The 16,252-nt window shown below is 51.3% G+C and carries 14 protein-coding genes; 11 read left to right on the top strand and 3 right to left on the bottom strand.

The genetic code is table 11. The features are described from left to right. The first annotated feature begins 17 nt into the window (after positions 1-17). Positions 18-1,235: an argininosuccinate synthase gene (locus LGV68_RS15655; protein WP_158129943.1), complete on the top strand. Its 1,218-nt coding sequence runs from the start codon at positions 18-20 to the stop codon at positions 1,233-1,235. A gap of 252 nt (positions 1,236-1,487) precedes the next feature. Then, positions 1,488-3,362 carry an argininosuccinate lyase gene (gene argH / locus LGV68_RS15660; RefSeq protein WP_020429301.1) on the top strand — a complete coding sequence of 625 codons (1,875 nt, stop codon included), beginning with the start codon at positions 1,488-1,490 and terminating at the stop codon, positions 3,360-3,362. A 198-nt stretch (positions 3,363-3,560) separates the two neighbouring features. On the opposite strand, the gene LGV68_RS15665 is transcribed toward argH, so the two are convergent. Both LGV68_RS15665 and LGV68_RS15670 read right to left on the bottom strand, forming a co-directional pair. Beyond that, positions 3,561-3,824 carry a DUF3624 domain-containing protein gene (locus LGV68_RS15665; protein ID WP_020429299.1) on the bottom strand — a complete coding sequence of 88 codons (264 nt, stop codon included), beginning with the start codon at positions 3,822-3,824 and terminating at the stop codon, positions 3,561-3,563. A 128-nt stretch (positions 3,825-3,952) separates the two neighbouring features. Beyond that, a complete protein-coding gene (locus LGV68_RS15670) occupies positions 3,953-4,687 on the bottom strand; it encodes a glutathione peroxidase (protein WP_020329437.1) in 735 nt (244 codons plus the stop codon). A 143-nt stretch (positions 4,688-4,830) separates the two neighbouring features. On the opposite strand from LGV68_RS15670, the gene oxyR reads away from it, so the two are divergent. Next, positions 4,831-5,727 (top strand): DNA-binding transcriptional regulator OxyR, encoded by an 897-nt coding sequence (oxyR, locus tag LGV68_RS15675; RefSeq protein WP_020329438.1) that lies wholly within the window; start codon positions 4,831-4,833, stop codon positions 5,725-5,727. A 60-nt stretch (positions 5,728-5,787) separates the two neighbouring features. Here oxyR and LGV68_RS15680 read toward each other — a convergent pair whose 3' ends face one another. After that, complete coding sequence (locus LGV68_RS15680; protein ID WP_252535654.1) at positions 5,788-8,268, bottom strand: PBP1A family penicillin-binding protein; 2,481 nt, start codon at positions 8,266-8,268, stop codon at positions 5,788-5,790. A 142-nt stretch (positions 8,269-8,410) separates the two neighbouring features. Here LGV68_RS15680 and pilM point away from each other — a divergent pair, with 142 nt between their 5' ends. The 8 genes from pilM (at position 8,411) to LGV68_RS15720 (ending at position 16,214) form a co-directional block, all read left to right on the top strand. After that, positions 8,411-9,415, top strand: coding sequence for a type IV pilus assembly protein PilM (gene pilM / locus LGV68_RS15685; RefSeq protein WP_252535655.1), 1,005 nt, complete (start codon positions 8,411-8,413; stop codon positions 9,413-9,415). Further along, complete coding sequence (locus tag LGV68_RS15690; protein WP_252535656.1) at positions 9,405-9,995, top strand: PilN domain-containing protein; 591 nt, start codon at positions 9,405-9,407, stop codon at positions 9,993-9,995. Before pilM ends, LGV68_RS15690 begins: the two co-directional genes overlap by 11 nt. Beyond that, a complete protein-coding gene (gene pilO, locus LGV68_RS15695) occupies positions 9,988-10,578 on the top strand; it encodes a type 4a pilus biogenesis protein PilO (protein ID WP_020429291.1) in 591 nt (196 codons plus the stop codon). Before LGV68_RS15690 ends, pilO begins: the two co-directional genes overlap by 8 nt. Beyond that, the gene (locus tag LGV68_RS15700) at positions 10,568-11,080 is read left to right on the top strand and encodes a pilus assembly protein PilP (protein ID WP_020429290.1); all 513 of its coding nucleotides are present in this window, start codon (positions 10,568-10,570) and stop codon (positions 11,078-11,080) included. Before pilO ends, LGV68_RS15700 begins: the two co-directional genes overlap by 11 nt. Positions 11,081-11,104: 24 nt before the next feature. Next, positions 11,105-12,841, top strand: coding sequence for a type IV pilus secretin PilQ family protein (locus LGV68_RS15705; RefSeq protein WP_024374092.1), 1,737 nt, complete (start codon positions 11,105-11,107; stop codon positions 12,839-12,841). Between the two features lie 187 nt (positions 12,842-13,028). Beyond that, on the top strand, positions 13,029-13,547 hold the full coding sequence (gene aroK / locus LGV68_RS15710) for a shikimate kinase AroK (RefSeq protein WP_004728569.1): 519 nt from the start codon (positions 13,029-13,031) through the stop codon (positions 13,545-13,547). Positions 13,548-13,574: 27 nt separating this feature from the next. Then, positions 13,575-14,660, top strand: coding sequence for a 3-dehydroquinate synthase (gene aroB, locus LGV68_RS15715; RefSeq protein WP_024374091.1), 1,086 nt, complete (start codon positions 13,575-13,577; stop codon positions 14,658-14,660). Between the two features lie 45 nt (positions 14,661-14,705). Continuing rightward, positions 14,706-16,214, top strand: a complete 1,509-nt coding sequence (locus LGV68_RS15720; protein WP_252535657.1) for an AAA family ATPase — start codon at positions 14,706-14,708, stop codon at positions 16,212-16,214. Positions 16,215-16,252 lie beyond the last annotated feature (38 nt).

Genomic DNA, 16,252 nt, shown 5'->3' on the forward strand with positions numbered 1-16,252 from the left:
GAAGTTGGAGAGAAGTAATGAGCAAAGTTCAAGTAAACAAAGTGGTTGTCGCATATTCTGGCGGTCTGGATACATCAGTCATCATTCCATGGCTGAAAGAAAACTATGACTGTGAAGTCGTGGCGTTCGTGGCCGATGTCGGCCAAGGCGCGGACGAGCTGGTCGGCATCGAAGAGAAAGCGATCGCATCAGGTGCCTCTGAGTGTTACGTCGTCGATCTGAAAGAAGAGTTGGTCAAAGACTACATCTACCCAACGCTGAAAACCGGTGCTTACTACGAAGGTAAATACCTATTGGGAACCTCAATGGCGCGTCCGGTGATCGCTAAAGCGCAAGTTGAAATCGCACGTAAAGTGGGTGCGGATGCACTGGCTCACGGTTGTACCGGTAAAGGTAACGATCAGGTTCGTTTCGAAGGTGCCTTTGCGGCTCTGGCTCCGGATCTGCACGTGATTGCGCCTTGGCGTGAATGGGATCTGGTCAGCCGTGAAGAGTGTCTGGATTACCTCGCAGAGCGTAACATTCCATGTGCGGCTTCACTGACTAAGATTTACTCGCGTGACGCGAACGCATGGCACATCTCCACAGAAGGTGGCGTGCTGGAAAGCACTTGGAACGCACCTAACGAGGATTGCTGGGCGTGGACAGTCGATCCAGAGCAAGCACCAAACGAAGCGGAATACGTGACGCTGAAAGTTGAGAAAGGTGAAGTGGTTGCGGTTGATGGCCAAGCGCTGTCACCTTACAACGCACTGGTTGCTTTGAACGAGAAAGGTGTGAAACACGGTGTGGGTCGTATCGATATCGTGGAAAACCGTCTGGTGGGCATGAAGTCTCGCGGCTGTTACGAAACTCCGGGGGGCACCATCATGATGGAAGCGCTGCGTGCAGTAGAACAGCTTGTTCTGGACAAAACCGCGTTTGAGTTCCGTGAAGAGCTGGGCATCAAAGCGTCTCACCTGGTGTACGATGGCCGTTGGTTTACGCCACTGCGTAAGTCAGTGTTTGCCGCGGCAGAAGAGCTAGCGCAGGACGTGAATGGTGAAGTGGTGATCAAGCTTTACAAAGGCCAGGCAACGGCGACTCAGAAACGTTCTGAAAACAGCCTATACTCTGAAGAGTTTGCAACGTTCGGTGCGGACGACGTGTACGACCAAAGCCACGCTGGCGGCTTCATCCGTCTGTACTCACTGTCTAGCCGTATCCGTGCGTTAAGCGCCGCGGCGAAGAAATAATCAGTGAAATAAATAGTCAAAACCTGACATAAATATAAAAGCCCGTTTGCGTAGCAAGCGGGCTTTGTTGTGTCTGAGATAATAAGCAGATTTATGTGGGAATGGCTATTGAATAACTATGTTTAAAAAATGAATTTTTACTTTATTTTTTGTTCAACTTCCCGTAACTTTGACAAACACAATAAATCGCCTGATTCAGGTCGGATATTATACTAGCACAGCAAGTGACGAGTGAGCATTAGGAGACACGCAATGGCATTATGGGGCGGAAGATTTACCCAAGCGGCAGATACAAGATTCAAAGACTTTAATGATTCATTGCGCTTCGATTACCGATTGGCTGAGCAGGATATTGTCGGCTCAATAGCCTGGTCTAAAGCTTTGCTGTCAGTGAATGTCCTGAGTGAAGAAGAGCAGCAAAAGCTGGAACTGGCACTCAATGAGCTCAAGCTGGAAGTGATGGAAGATCCTGAACAGATTCTGCTGTCGGATGCGGAAGATATTCACTCTTGGGTTGAGCAGCAACTGATCAGCAAAGTCGGCGATTTAGGAAAAAAACTGCACACTGGCCGTTCGCGTAACGACCAGGTGGCCACCGACCTGAAACTGTGGTGTCGTCAACAGGGCCAGCAATTGCTGATCGCGCTGGACCGCCTGCAAAACAAAATGGTGGAAGTGGCCAAAGAACATCAGGGCACGGTTCTGCCGGGCTACACTCACCTGCAACGCGCTCAGCCAGTGACATTTGCGCACTGGTGTCTGGCGTATGTCGAAATGTTTGAGCGTGACTACTCACGTCTGAGTGATGCCATCAAACGTCTGGATACTTGCCCATTGGGCTCTGGCGCGCTGGCGGGGACCGCTTATGCGATTGACCGTGAAAAACTGGCACACAATCTCGGCTTTCGTCGTGCGACCCGTAACTCGCTCGATTCCGTATCGGACCGTGACCACGTGATGGAACTGATGACCACCGCGTCAATTTCAATGCTGCACCTGTCACGTCTGGCTGAAGACATGATCTTCTACAACTCAGGTGAATCGGGTTTTATTGAACTGGCGGATACCGTCACTTCTGGTTCATCACTGATGCCACAAAAGAAAAACCCGGATGCGCTGGAGCTGATTCGTGGCAAGACCGGCCGTGTGTATGGCTCACTGGCCGGTATGATGATGACCGTTAAAGCGCTGCCACTGGCGTACAACAAAGACATGCAGGAAGACAAAGAAGGTCTGTTCGACGCGCTCGACACCTGGAACGATTGTATGGAAATGGCGGCACTGTGTTTTGAAGGCATCAAAGTGAACGGTGCACGTACGCTGGAAGCGGCGAAACAAGGTTATGCCAACGCCACTGAGCTGGCAGACTATCTGGTCGCGAAAGGCATTCCTTTCCGTGAAGCGCACCATATTGTCGGGGTTGCGGTCGTGGGTGCCATTGCCAAAGGCTGCGCGCTGGAAGAGCTGTCACTGGAAGAGTTGAAAGCCTTCTCACCAGTGATTGAAAATGATGTGTATGCGATTCTGACCATTGAGTCGTGTCTGGAAAAACGTAGCGCTCTCGGCGGCGTGGCTCCACATCAGGTCGCGTATGCGGTGGAACAGGCCGAGAAACGTCTGTCCAAACGTGATGCGTCATCGGTGAAAGTACGTCCTGCACGTCTGACCGACATTGAAACGTTGGAAGGCATGGTCACTTACTGGGCTAACATGGGGGAAAACCTGCCGCGCTCACGTAATGAAATTGTGCGCGATATCGGTTCGTTTGCCGTTGCGGAACATAATGGTGAAATCACCGGTTGCGCGTCACTCTATGTGTATGACTCCGGCTTAGCCGAGATTCGCTCACTGGGTGTTGAAGCTGGCTGGCAGGGGCAAGGTCAAGGCACTGCGATTGTCGATTATCTCGTCAAGAAAGCCCGTCAGATGGCGATCAAGAAAGTGTTTGTGCTGACGCGTACACCAGAGTTCTTTATGAAGCTGGACTTCATTCCGACTTCGAAAACATTGCTGCCTGAGAAAGTGCTGAAAGATTGCGAGCAGTGTCCGCGTCAGCATGCGTGTGATGAAGTGGCACTGGAAGTGAATCTGGATGATCAATTGATCATTAAGGCTAGTGTTGCATAAGCGATTGAATATAAAGAGTTAGATTTTATTGCTCAAAAAGATCAAAAAAAGATCGATTTTTTGGGGAACCATTGAGAGGAAGCTCGGTCTATAACTGTACCACTGCTTTTTCTTAGAAGAATCTAAGAGAGCCCTGAAACAAGATTCGTTTTAGGGCTTTTTTCTTTTCTGGCCCCGCCAAATCAAAGTTTTAGCCTGCTATTCACCCGGCTTATCATTACCTTGGCGTTTGCGCCATGGCAGAATGACATACTTCATCCACAGATGCAGAAACAGCAACGCGTTAAACGCAAAACCGGCAACGATCAAGGCGATCGACTGAATGCTGCGCGGATCGTCTTTGAATGCAAAGTACCACACCACCCAACACAGGACCGACAGCGTCGTCAGTTGATCCATGCAGCGCTGACAGCGGCCAATTTTTTTCCAGAACCAGTTTTCGCGGCAATCATTACACGCCATCGAATCGCCTCACTTTGATATTTTCTGATACGACACCGCACTCAGTATACGTAAGCAGAGCGGCAAAGCGAAATCATCCCGATGCAGACGAAAAAAAGCCCCTGAACGAAGGGGCTATCGGCATGAAATTAGCGGTTGAGCAAGTGCGCTTCTAACTCTTCACTGCCACCAATGTGGCGTCCACCGATGAAAACTTGCGGCACTGTGGTACGGCCGGTAATAGCGCGCAGGCTCACGCTGGTGGCATCTTTGCCCAGAATCACTTCTTCGTATTGCAGACCGGCGTCAATCAGGTTTTGTTTGGCTTTGGCACAGAACGGGCAACCGGGTTTGGTGAAGACGGTAATTGACTCCTGCGTTTTGAAGTCCGGGGCCAGATAACTGAGCATGGTATCGGCGTCCGATACTTTGAATGGGTCGCCTGGCTCATTCGGTTCGATGAACATTTTCTCAACGATGCCATCTTTGACCAGCATGCTATAGCGCCATGAACGTTTGCCAAAGCCGAGTTCTTTTTTATCGACCAACATGCCCATGCCATCGGTAAACTCACCGTTACCATCAGGAACAAACTGAATGTGTTCCGCTTCCTGATCGTGTTTCCATGCATTCATTACAAAGGTGTCGTTGACCGACAAACACAGAATGCTGTCTACACCGTGATCTTTAAATACCGGAAACAGCTCGTTGTAGCGCGGCAGATGACTGGATGAACAGGTTGGAGTGAAAGCGCCCGGCAGGCTGAATACGATCACGGTTTTACCCTTGAACAGCTCATCGCTGGTCACGTTGACCCAAGTATCACCCTGACGAACCGGAAAGGTCACTTGTGGGACAGCCTGGCCTTCTTTCGATGCAAACATGGTTTTTCCTTCTTAAGTTTTGAAATGAGGTTCAAGGGAGAGCGTGGTCTCCGTAAAGTTGTGGTTATTATTAAAGAAAAACTTTGATAGCTCTAATCGTTTGATGTTATGGTTTTGATAGGTGCATTCTATCGAGGTACAAGATGAACATTCGAGATTTTGAATACTTGGTGGCATTGGCTGAGCACAAGCATTTTCGTAAAGCCGCTGAGGCCTGCTTTGTCAGTCAGCCTACCTTAAGTGGTCAAATTCGTAAGCTGGAAGACGAACTGGGAACCGTGTTGCTTGAGCGTAGCAGTCGCCGCGTGCTGTTTACCGATGCGGGCTTGCAGCTGGTGGATCAGGCCAAGCGGATTCTGACGGAAGTTAAAACGTTTAAAGATATGGCGAGCGGTCAGAGTGGCGCGATGACTGGCCCGATGCATATTGGCTTTATTCCGACTCTGGGGCCTTATCTGCTGCCGCGGATTGTACCGACCCTGAAAGAGAGTTTTCCGGAACTGGAGCTGTATCTGCACGAAGCGCAGACTCACCAGTTAGTGCGCCAGCTGGAAGAGGGTAAGCTGGATTGTCTGGTATTGGCATCGGTGGAAGAGACCGCGCCGTTTAAAGAGATTGAGATTTTCAGCGAACCGATGAGCATCGCAGTGCCGTGCGGCCATGAATGGGCCGGACGTGACGAAGTGGACATGCTGGAACTGAATGGTAAAACCGTGCTGGCGCTTGGCGACGGCCACTGCCTGCGCGATCAGGCGCTGGGTTTCTGCTTCGCCGCAGGCGCCAAAGATGACGAACGTTTCAAAGCCACCAGTTTAGAAACGCTGCGTAATATGGTCGCGGCGGGTGCTGGTATTACGCTGTTGCCGCAATTGTCTCTGCCGGGGGAAAAAGAAAAAGATGGCGTGTGTTACATCAAAGCAGTCAACCCTGTACCGTCGCGCCGTTTGGTGCTGGTGTACCGCCCGGGTTCTCCGCTGCGTCAACGATTTGAAAATCTGGCCAGTGCGATGCGTGACTGCTTGATGGCAACCGTGCACTGACTCTGATGCTACGCATAAAAAAAGAGGCTGAATATTCAGCCTCTTTTTTATTTTCTGCCATCAGAACAGCGATTCGTTGTCTTCACTGGTGTAGATACTGTTGGTCGTCGATTCCGTCACGTAGTCTTTTGGCTCAGTTCCGTCAATGAAGTACTCAAACATGGAGCTGGAATCAAGCTTGTTGGTCAGTAAGCCGCTATCACGGTCGATACGAACGCGGACGATATTATCTGGAATACTTTGTTCCTGATAAGGCACGCCGTTCAAAGCTAAGCCCATGAACTCAATCCACGCTGGCTGTGCGGTTTTCGCACCCGCTTCGGCACCCGAGACATCATCTTCAATCGCCGGGTTAGGGACAGTGTGGCCGAGGTTGCGGCTGTGCTCGTCAAAACCAACCCAGGCGGTGGCGACAATACCCGGGCCATAACCGTTGTACCATGCGTCTTTCGAATCGTTTGTCGTACCAGTTTTACCACCGATATCACGGCGCTTGAGCGCCTGTGCCCGCCAGCCAGTACCGTTCCAGCCGGTGCCTTCACGCCAGTCACCGCCACCCCAGATATTGCTGTACATCATCTGACGAACCAGGAAAGCGTTCTGTTCAGAGATCACTTTTGGTGCGTACGGAGTATCCACATCCTGCTCGTCAACGCCGTTGCTCAGTCTTGACTCACAACCGCTGTGACACACGACTTTCGGGCTGGCTTCGAATTCCAGGTCGCCATAAGGACCTTCAACTTTGCTGATGTAGAACGGTTCCACATAGTAGCCGCCGTTAGCAAAGACTGAATAACCTTGCGCCATTTTGACCGGGGTCAGGCTGCCTGCGCCCAGTGCAATAGTTTCAGAACGAGGCAGTTTGTCGAGTTCAAAGCCAAAACGAGTCAGGTATTGACGGGTATCGTCAAGGCCGACCTCACGCAGCACGCGTACCGCCATGACGTTTTTCGACTGGGCCAGACCGATGCGTACGCGAGTCGGGCCGCCGTAAGTTGGTGGCGAGTTCTTCGGACGCCATGCGGTGCCTTGACTTTCATCCCACTGGTTAATTGGCGCGTCGTTGATCAGCGTCGCCAGCGTCAGACCTTTCTCCAATGCCGCTGAGTAGATAAACGGTTTGATACTTGAACCCACCTGACGTACCGATTGGGTCGCGCGGTTAAATTTGTTGTGCACAAAGTTGAAACCGCCAACCAGCGCCAGTACGGCTCCATTTTCCGGATTCATGGCGACAAAGGCTGTTTGCGCATTCGGAACCTGACTCAGTTTCCAGTGTTGTTGCTCGGCGCCGTCTTCGTGTAGCTGTCGAACCCAAATTTGTTCGCCAACAGCCAGAATGTCATCCGCTGTGCCTGGTAGTGGGCCCTGGCGTTCATCAGTAATGAAACGACGAGCCCAGTTCATATCATCCCAAGCGATGGTTTGCAGGCCCGAGCCCTTCACCCATATTTGCGCTGATTTGCTGTCGACTTTCAGAACCACCGCTGGGTAGAGGTCGTTGTAAGTCGGCTCGTTTTTCAGGTGGTCAGCGATCTTGTCTTCATCCCAGGCGGCTTGCCCTGATTTCCACAGCTCTTTTTCCGCGCCGCGGAAACCGTGACGTTCATCGTACGCCAGCAGATTATCCAGCGCGGCTTTGTTTGCCGCTTTCTGCAGTTTTGAATCCACCGTGGTATAGACATTCATGCCGGAGGTGTAGGCATCTTCGCCGTAGCGGTCGATCATCCACGCGCGGGCAATTTCCGCCACATACGGGGCGTTAAGCTCGATTTCCGCACCGTGATAACGTGACTCCATCGGCTCGTTGCGCGCCACATCGTACTGCTCTTGGGTGATGTATTTTTCGTTCAGCATGCGCAGCAGAACCACATTACGACGGTTGGTCGCACGCTCAACAGAATAGATCGGGTTCATGGTCGACGGCGCTTTTGGCAAGCCGGCAATCATCGCAATTTCACCCAGCGTCAGGTCTTTCACTTCTTTACCGAAGTAAGCCTGAGCTGCGGCGCCAACCCCGTATGAACGGTAGCCGAGGTAGATCTTGTTCAGGTAAAGCTCAAGAATTTCGTCTTTGGTCAGCAGTTGCTCGATGTGGACAGCGATGAAAATCTCTTTGATTTTACGCATGATCTTCTTCTCGTTCGAGAGGAAGAAGTTACGAGCGAGCTGCTGAGTAATAGTACTCGCGCCCTGAGAAGCACTACCGGACGCCAATACCGCAAACGCCGCACGGGTAATACCAATCGGGTCAAAACCATAGTGTTCGTAGAAACGGGAGTCTTCGGTTGCGATGACCGCTTCGATCAGCTCTTTCGGCATTTCATCCAGTTTGAGTGGAATACGACGCTTTTCCCCAAACTGAGCAATCAGTTTACCGTCCTGACTGAAAACCTGCATTGGCGTCTGCAACTGCACGTCGCGCAGCGTTGCCACATCTGGGAGATCAGACTTCACATAGAAGTAGAAGCCAAAGATTGTAGTGACTCCAAGAATAATGCAAATCAATGAAAATACTAATAAACGCTTTATGAACTTCACCGGAGAATCCCTGTTTAGTAGAGGCTGCCCTAATGCAAACCCTTGTACTCTAGACTAAAAACGCAGCACTTAAAAATGTAGCGTGACTATTTTTCAAATAAATAAATGCGCGCCACTGAGTGTAGTCACCGGAGTAAATGGCATGGGTAAATCATTAGTTACAGGTGTCGATATTGGCCACCACAGTATTAAAGCGGTGGTTTTAAAACCGAAAGGCGAATCGTATTCGCTGGTCGGTTACCAAGAGATAGTCGTATCCGAGGATATTTTCGCTGATAACCACACGCTGAATTATCAGAAAATTGTAAAGAAACTCAAAGAACTAAAAAAGGGATTACCGCTATTTAGTCGTAAAGTGGCGCTGGCTGTACCGGACAACGCAGTAATAAGTAAGGTATTACAGATAGATAGCGAACTGGATGCCAGCGAACAAGAGTTCGCGGTCTATCAGGCTTTTTCCCATCAATCTCCGCTACCCATCGAAGAGTTGAGCCTGGATTTCGTTGTCACCGGAGAAAAAACACTGGGGCGCAGCAGTTCGTTGACGTATCAGGTCTATGCAACCCGACGTGAAGTGATCGACAACCGTTTGTCTGCGATGAGCAAAGCGGGTTTTGAGCCGCTGCTGTTTGATATGCAGATTCACGGCCTGCTCAATATCTGGCAATGGGTCAGCCGTGCTCAGCAACGCACCGATTGGATGCTGGTCGATGTCGGGTTCAGCCAAACCTCATTGTGCATCGACTTTGCCGATAAAACGCCGTTTTACAAAGACATTCCGTTGGGAACCCGCCAACTAGTTGCGGCGACCTCCGGTGGTAACGCTGACCTTACCAGCCCGCAAGCACACTTCATTCAGGAGTTGGTTGATCGTCTGGCGCGCCAGATCCAGCTGTTTCTTTCTCTGCAAGGCCATCAACCGCTGGCCGGTATCTGGCTATCCGGTGGCGGCGCGGCAACGGAAGGTTTGGCGCAGGCGATTAGCGAACGTCTGGCTCTGTCTTGCGAGCTGTTTAACCCTCTGGCGGAGTTTACTTGCCGCGCATCGCTACGCCGCCAGCCTCAGGCTGATTTGCAGCGTTTCAGTACTGCGGCCGGCTTGGCGCTGCGCGGCCTGAATTGGCTGGAGAACGGCCATGCTGGATAACATTAACCTTATTCCCTGGCGTGAAGCGCAGCGCGAGGCGCACAAACGCCGCTTCGTCGGACTGTGCGTGCTCGCGTTGATGGTGGCATTGGGCGTGCAGTGGGGCGCTGGCTTTTATCTCGATCAGCAAACTCAGGCTCAGCAGCAGCGACTGGCATTTCTCAATCAGCACATTCACCAACTGGATGCGCAGATTGCCGAGCTGAAAGTGACCGAGCAAGAACATAAAGCGCTGCTGACCCGGCTCAATATCGTCGAATCGTTACAGCAAAAGCGCAATAAGACCACAGAGTTCATGAACCTGATGCCGCAACTGATTCCGGAAGGTGTCTACGTCGACAAGATCAAAATGAACGGCGAAGAAATTGAAATCAGCGGCATCAGTGACAGTACTGCCCGACTCGCCACCATGCTCGACAATCTGGAAAAATCGACCCAACTGTCTGAGGTCGGTATGCATTCGATCGTGTCAGGTAATCGACGTTTTGGTAAACAATTTCAGAGCTTTAAGGTGTCATTTCTGTTTCATGCGTCAGCTCATAAACCGCTCGCCATCGTGACAGGAGAGAAACATGGCTAACTTGCAGGAACTGGAACTGGATGAAATCGCTGAATGGCCTTTGTTGCCTCAGCTGGCCGTGTTGTTACTGCTGGTTCTGGCGCTGCAAGGTGCGGGCTATTGGTTATATATGTTGCCCAAGCAGGATGCGCTCGAAGGTTTAAAACAGCAGGAACAAACGCTCAAATCGACGATACGTATCAAAGCCAGCAAAGTGGCCACGTTACCCAAACTCAAAACCCAACTGGATGAACTGGCAGAACGGTATGACTTCCTGCTGCGTCAACTGCCGGTGCAAAAAGAGCTTGCCAGTATGCTGGCGTCGGTTAACGAGCTGGGGCTGGAAAATACGCTGACGTTCACGCGGATTGACTGGGGGGAGAAGCAGAATCAGGAATTCCTCTATCGTCTGCCACTCAATATCGAACTGACCGGCAATTATCACAACATCGGCGACTTTTCCGAAGCGATTGCGCGCTTGCCACGCATCATCAACTTTGACGATGTCGATTGGCAGCGCGTCAGTCAGGAGAGCAGCACGCTGCACTTTCGCGTCCGCGCTTACACCTATCAGTTCAAACCGGAGGTGAGCGATGAAAAATAAGCGCTGCTGGCTGTTAGGAGCACTACTGCTCAGTGGTTGTAAAGCCAATCAGGAATCGCTATCCGATTACGTTAAACACGTCGAACAGCAGGCGCAGCGTGAAGTGGCGACACTGGCTCCGGTAGTTCAGTTCGACGTGTTTCATTATGCCCAACATCATCAGCGTGAGCCGTTTGTCTTGCCTCAGGAAGCGCTGGTGCAAAACCAGCCGCGAATGAAATCGGATTGCTGGCAACCTTCACCGCGCGCCAAAAGTGGTTCGCTGGAGCGTTACCCTCTCAGTCAACTGCGTTTACGAGGTGTCATGAGCAGTGGTGGCTCTGTCTCCGCGTTGATTCAAACGCCGCAAGGTTCGGTAATGAAAATTAAAGCAGGACAGTACCTGGGATTGAACAACGGTCGAGTGACCCGCGTGGCAGACGATTATCTGCTGATCAAAGAAACCCTGCCGGATGGATTGGGATGTTGGAATCAACGCAACGTTAAATTGGCTTTGAAATAAAATTTTGAGTTTAGAGACATAACTATGATTAAAGGACTAAATGCCTCCACGGCGTGGGGAATACGTTGTCTGTTTGTGGGCGTATGCCTGCTGTTATCTGCCGCCACACTTGCTCAGGAGGCGGCGGCCAATCAGCTGAAGAATATCGATTTTCGCATCAACAAAGACAAAGCGGCGGTACTGATTGTCGAACTGGCTTCCGCCTCGGCCGTGGTGGATGTGCAGAAAACCGAGCAAGGCCTGAATATCGAACTGCTGAAAACCGATGTCAGCGACGACAAACTCTACCTGCTCGATGTGCGCGACTTTGCCACCGCCGTGGAAAACATCGAAGTGTTCCGCCAGCAGCCCAGCACCTTGTTGGTCGCAACGGTGCAGGGGGAGTTCAATTATGATTACAGTCTGAAGGGTAACTATCTGGAAGTGGTGATCCGCAAGCTAAAAGCCGAGGAGAAAGCCAAACCCAAAAGCGTACTAGAAAAAGAAGGCAAGCTGATTTCGATTAACTTTCAGGATATTCCGGTGCGCAATGTGCTGCAGTTGATCGCAGACTACAATGAGTTCAATCTGGTGGTTTCCGATTCAGTGCGCGGCAACCTGACGCTGCGCCTTGATGGCGTGCCCTGGCAGCAGGTGCTGGACATTATTCTGCAAGTCAAAGGTCTGGATAAGCGCGTCGACGGCAATGTGATTCTGGTGGCGCCCAAAGAAGAGCTGGATCTGCGTGAAAAGCAGCAGTTGGAAAAAGCCCGCATGGCGGAAGAACTCGGCGATCTGCAATCGGATATTCTCATCATCAACTTTGCCAAAGCGTCTGACATTGCGCAGATGATTGGCGGCGATGGGGCGGTCAATATGTTGTCGGAGCGTGGCTCGATCAGCATTGATGAACGCACCAATGCGCTGCTGATTCGTGAACTGCCGGAGAACATTGCTGTGATTCGCGATATCGTGGCATCGCTCGATATTCCGGTCAAGCAAGTACAGATTGAAGCGCGTATTGTGACGGTCAATGAAGGTAACTTGGATGAACTGGGTGTGCGCTGGGGTTTTAGCTCCACCAATGGCAGCACGACCACGGGTGGCTCGATTGAAAGCAATCTGGGGGCAATTGGTTTGTACGATGGCGGTAATAATAGTGGCGGTTCTGGTGATGGCGTTGCGATTGATGATTTCCTCAATGTTAACCTCGCAGCCACCTCAGCCAATGCGTCCAGCATTGCGTTTCAGGTCGCCAAGCTCGGCGCCGATACCTTGCTCGATCTTGAACTGTCAGCCATGCAACGCGAGTCAAAAGCGGAAATCATCTCCAGTCCGAGACTGATCACGACCAACAAGCAGCCGGCGTATATTGAGCAGGGTACTGAGATTCCGTACCTGGAATCCTCATCCAGTGGCGCCACCAGTGTGGCCTTCAAGAAGGCAGTACTCAGCCTCAAAGTGACGCCACAAATCACCCCCGATAACCGTCTGGTGCTGGATTTGAGCGTCACTCAGGATCGGCCGGGTGAAGTGGTGAAAACCGGCACTGGCGAGGCGGTGGCGATCAACACGCAGCGTATTGGTACACAGGTGCTGGTCAACAACGGTGAAACCGTGGTTCTGGGCGGCATTTTCCAGCACAGTATTACGAATTCAGTCGACAAGGTGCCGCTGCTGGGGGACTTGCCCGTGTTAGGCGCGCTGTTCCGTCGCAGCTACGAACAAATGGGCAAAAGTGAGCTGCTGATCTTCGTAACACCGAAAGTTGTGATTCAGTAACTTATCGTCATTCTTGTCAGCCAAAGAAAATTAAAGTTGCATTAGTGGCACCAGATCTAGATAATTTCGGGTCTTATCACGAAATATCTGTGAGGAATAGGTGCCACAAGCATTCCTATCGCTGACTGCTGTCTGGCGCAACCTTGTGGCGATGTCATTGAATTAACGTTGTAAATTACTGCTAAACATGGCTGAAAAACGCAATATTTTCCTTGTTGGCCCAATGGGCGCCGGCAAAAGCACAATTGGTAGACACCTTGCTCAACAACTGCATATGGAGTTTGTCGACTCTGATACAGTGATTGAAGAACGCACAGGTGCCGATATCGCATGGGTATTCGATGTCGAAGGTGAGGAAGGCTTCCGCAAACGCGAAGAAGCTGTGATTAACGATCTCACTGAAGAGCAAGGTATTGTTCTTGCCACAGGTGGTGGTTCCGTAAAGAGTAAAGAGAACCGCAACCGTCTTTCTGCACGTGGCATTGTTGTTTACCTTGAGACGACGATTGAAAAACAACTGGCGCGCACTAACCGCGACAAGAAACGCCCGTTGCTGCAAACTGATAATCCGCGCGAAGTTCTTGAAACCCTAGCGGGTGAGCGCAACCCTCTGTACGAAGAAATTGCAGATATTACGGTACGTACCGACGATCAAAGTGCAAAAGTGGTAGCCAACCAGATCGTAAAAATGCTAGAAGAACATTAAGTTGTTCTTTTACCTGGAGTACGAACCATGGAACGGATTACGGTCAGTTTAGATGAGCGTAGCTACCCAATCTCAATTGGTGCCGGATTATTCAATGATCCGGCTCTTCTTTCTTTATCCGCAAAACAAAAAGTTCTGATCATCACCAACCATACAGTGGCTCCGCTGTATGCTGGTAAAATCACGGCTCTGCTCGATCAAAAAGGCTGTCAGTCTGCAGTGTTAGAACTGCCGGATGGCGAGCAATACAAAAGCCTCGATACCTTCAATACCGTTATGAGCTATCTGCTTGAGCACAACTACAGCCGCGATGTGGTGATTGTGGCTCTCGGTGGTGGCGTGATTGGCGACTTGGTTGGCTTTGCAGCTGCCTGCTATCAACGCGGTGTCGATTTTATTCAGATTCCCACTACACTGCTTTCGCAAGTGGACTCTTCCGTTGGTGGTAAAACCGCGGTGAACCATCCACTGGGCAAAAACATGATTGGTGCTTTCTACCAACCTAAAGCGGTTATCATTGATACCAACTGTTTGTCGACACTGCCTGCGCGTGAATTTGCGGCGGGAATGGCGGAAGTGATCAAATACGGCATCATTTATGATTACGACTTCTTTGTCTGGCTGGAACAGAACATGGAATCACTCTATGCGCTGGATGAACAGGCACTCTCCTATGCGATTGCCCGCTGCTGCCAGATCAAAGCGGAAGTGGTGGCGCAGGATGAAAAAGAGTCGGGTATTCGCGCGTTGTTGAACCTGGGTCATACATTTGGTCATGCGATCGAAGCAGAACTGGGGTATGGTAACTGGCTACACGGTGAAGCCGTGGCAGCAGGTACGGTGATGGCGGCAAAAACCGCTCAGCTTCAAGGGCTTATCTCTCAAGAGCAACTGGATCGCATTCAGGCGATTTTGCAAAAAGCCAACCTTCCGGTTCATACACCGGACAGCATGTCGTTCGACGATTTCATGAAACACATGATGCGCGACAAAAAAGTGTTGGCAGGTGAGCTACGCTTGGTATTACCGACCAGTATCGGTACATCCGACGTGGTCAAAGGGGTACCTGAAGCGGTGATTGAACAAGCCATCGACTACTGCCGTACGGTGTAATTCGAACTTTTTCAGTATGACTACTGACTGTCATTAGGAATCTTCATGAGTTTGGCACATGAGTTGACGTTGGATTCCCAGGTGGAGCTGCTTGAACGCTTGCAGCTGCTGACCCGTTTTGGTTCCAACTTCGTCAATGTGGTCGGTCCGCTGGGTGCGGGTAAATCCTGGCTGGCCCAACGTTATCTGGAACATTGGGCAGACGACAAAAACCAGTCGCTATTGATGTGCCATCCGAATCAGGATGACGAGCAGCGCCGCACCACGTTGCTGACCCAGCTGGTGTCGGAACCGCTGTTCAATCCTAAAGACTCCCTGGTCGAAAGCTTTTCCCGCCTGTTTGAAGACAGCAGCTGCGATATCGTGGTGGTGGTCGACGACGCTCATCTGCTCACGGACACGATGATTTCAGAATTGTGGATGTGGGTGCTGGAAGCGCAGAGCAACCCGCGCTGGACAGTGAACGTTGTGCTGTTTGCGCAGTCCAACAGTCTGGACGCTCTGCTGACTCGTCTGAGCTATGGTCAGGAACTCAAACCGATTGACCTCGAAATTGAGGCGCTCTCACAAGATGAGTGTGACAGGCTGTTTGAGCAGCGCGTCATGCGTTATGTTGAAGACGATATGGAACGTCAGGTTCGTCAGGCCTACAAAAAAGTGCAGCCGTTACCGGGAGAGATTATGGCACTCGCAGATCAGAAAATGGAAAAACGTATTGTGATTCGTTCCATCATCGGTTCGCCGTTGAAGATTACGCTGCTGGTGCTGATTCTGTTACTGCTGATTGGCGGTGGTTACTGGTGGATGCTGTCGCAGCCATCACCGGACGACAAAGCGCAGCAACTGGCGCAAAATCAGGAACAAACGGCGATTCCCACGCTCAACACGGCTTCCGGTTCGTCAACCAAAATGGATTCAGTGCTGGCAGAGAGCGATACTCAGCCCGCGCAGTTAGAAGACGATTCTTCTGCCTTGCCACCGGATGTGAAAGAGTCCACCGAAGGTGTGGGTCAGGCAGACAGTACTCAGCAGCGTGTCGTGATCACCTCTGATGTTGTTGATGCGTTGCTGGAAGGCAAACCGCAGGCCGCCGATACCTCAGCGATCGATAAGGTCGTGGCAGCGGCGCCTCAAGTTGACGCACAACCAGAAGTGGCCGCAGAAACAGTACAAGCGGCGCAACCGGCATCACCACCGGCGGTAGAACAACCAGCCGCAGCAGAGCAAACGCCACCGCAAACCAAGATTACTTTCTCTTTTGGCCGTGAAGAGCTGAAAGCGATGTCGCCACGCAGCTACACGTTGCAACTGGCGGCGGTCAACTCGCTGGCCGAAGTGCAGACGTTCATCGAACGTCATCAGTTGCAAGGTAAAGTGAATGTCTACCCGACACTGCGCAACGATGTCGAGTGGTACATCATTACCTACAATAACTACCCAACCATTCAGATGGCGCGCGATGCGGTGGAAACGCTGCCGAAATCGTTGCAGGCGATGGGGCCATGGGCCAAATCGCTCAGTCAGGTACACCGGGAAATTGAGCGTGGCCAGTAAGGCTGCGTCGTTAGGTGCCATTTACGTTGGGTCTGGCC

It is taken from the genome of Vibrio sp. LQ2 (assembly GCF_023920125.1).
GTDB classification, from domain to species: domain Bacteria; phylum Pseudomonadota; class Gammaproteobacteria; order Enterobacterales; family Vibrionaceae; genus Vibrio; species Vibrio fluvialis.

What these genes read in the sequence shown, in the direction of transcription:
- LGV68_RS15655 (WP_158129943.1), top strand. Translation starts at nt 18, where the DNA reads ATGAGCAAAGTTCAAGTAAACAAAGTGGTTGTCGCATATTCTGGCGGT.
- argH (WP_020429301.1), top strand. Translation starts at nt 1,488, where the DNA reads ATGGCATTATGGGGCGGAAGATTTACCCAAGCGGCAGATACAAGATTC.
- LGV68_RS15665 (WP_020429299.1), bottom strand. Translation starts at nt 3,824, where the DNA reads ATGGCGTGTAATGATTGCCGCGAAAACTGGTTCTGGAAAAAAATTGGC.
- LGV68_RS15670 (WP_020329437.1), bottom strand. Translation starts at nt 4,687, where the DNA reads ATGTTTGCATCGAAAGAAGGCCAGGCTGTCCCACAAGTGACCTTTCCG.
- oxyR (WP_020329438.1), top strand. Translation starts at nt 4,831, where the DNA reads ATGAACATTCGAGATTTTGAATACTTGGTGGCATTGGCTGAGCACAAG.
- pilM (WP_252535655.1), top strand. Translation starts at nt 8,411, where the DNA reads ATGGGTAAATCATTAGTTACAGGTGTCGATATTGGCCACCACAGTATT.
- LGV68_RS15690 (WP_252535656.1), top strand. Translation starts at nt 9,405, where the DNA reads ATGCTGGATAACATTAACCTTATTCCCTGGCGTGAAGCGCAGCGCGAG.
- pilO (WP_020429291.1), top strand. Translation starts at nt 9,988, where the DNA reads ATGGCTAACTTGCAGGAACTGGAACTGGATGAAATCGCTGAATGGCCT.
- LGV68_RS15700 (WP_020429290.1), top strand. Translation starts at nt 10,568, where the DNA reads ATGAAAAATAAGCGCTGCTGGCTGTTAGGAGCACTACTGCTCAGTGGT.
- LGV68_RS15705 (WP_024374092.1), top strand. Translation starts at nt 11,105, where the DNA reads ATGATTAAAGGACTAAATGCCTCCACGGCGTGGGGAATACGTTGTCTG.
- aroK (WP_004728569.1), top strand. Translation starts at nt 13,029, where the DNA reads ATGGCTGAAAAACGCAATATTTTCCTTGTTGGCCCAATGGGCGCCGGC.
- aroB (WP_024374091.1), top strand. Translation starts at nt 13,575, where the DNA reads ATGGAACGGATTACGGTCAGTTTAGATGAGCGTAGCTACCCAATCTCA.
- LGV68_RS15720 (WP_252535657.1), top strand. Translation starts at nt 14,706, where the DNA reads ATGAGTTTGGCACATGAGTTGACGTTGGATTCCCAGGTGGAGCTGCTT.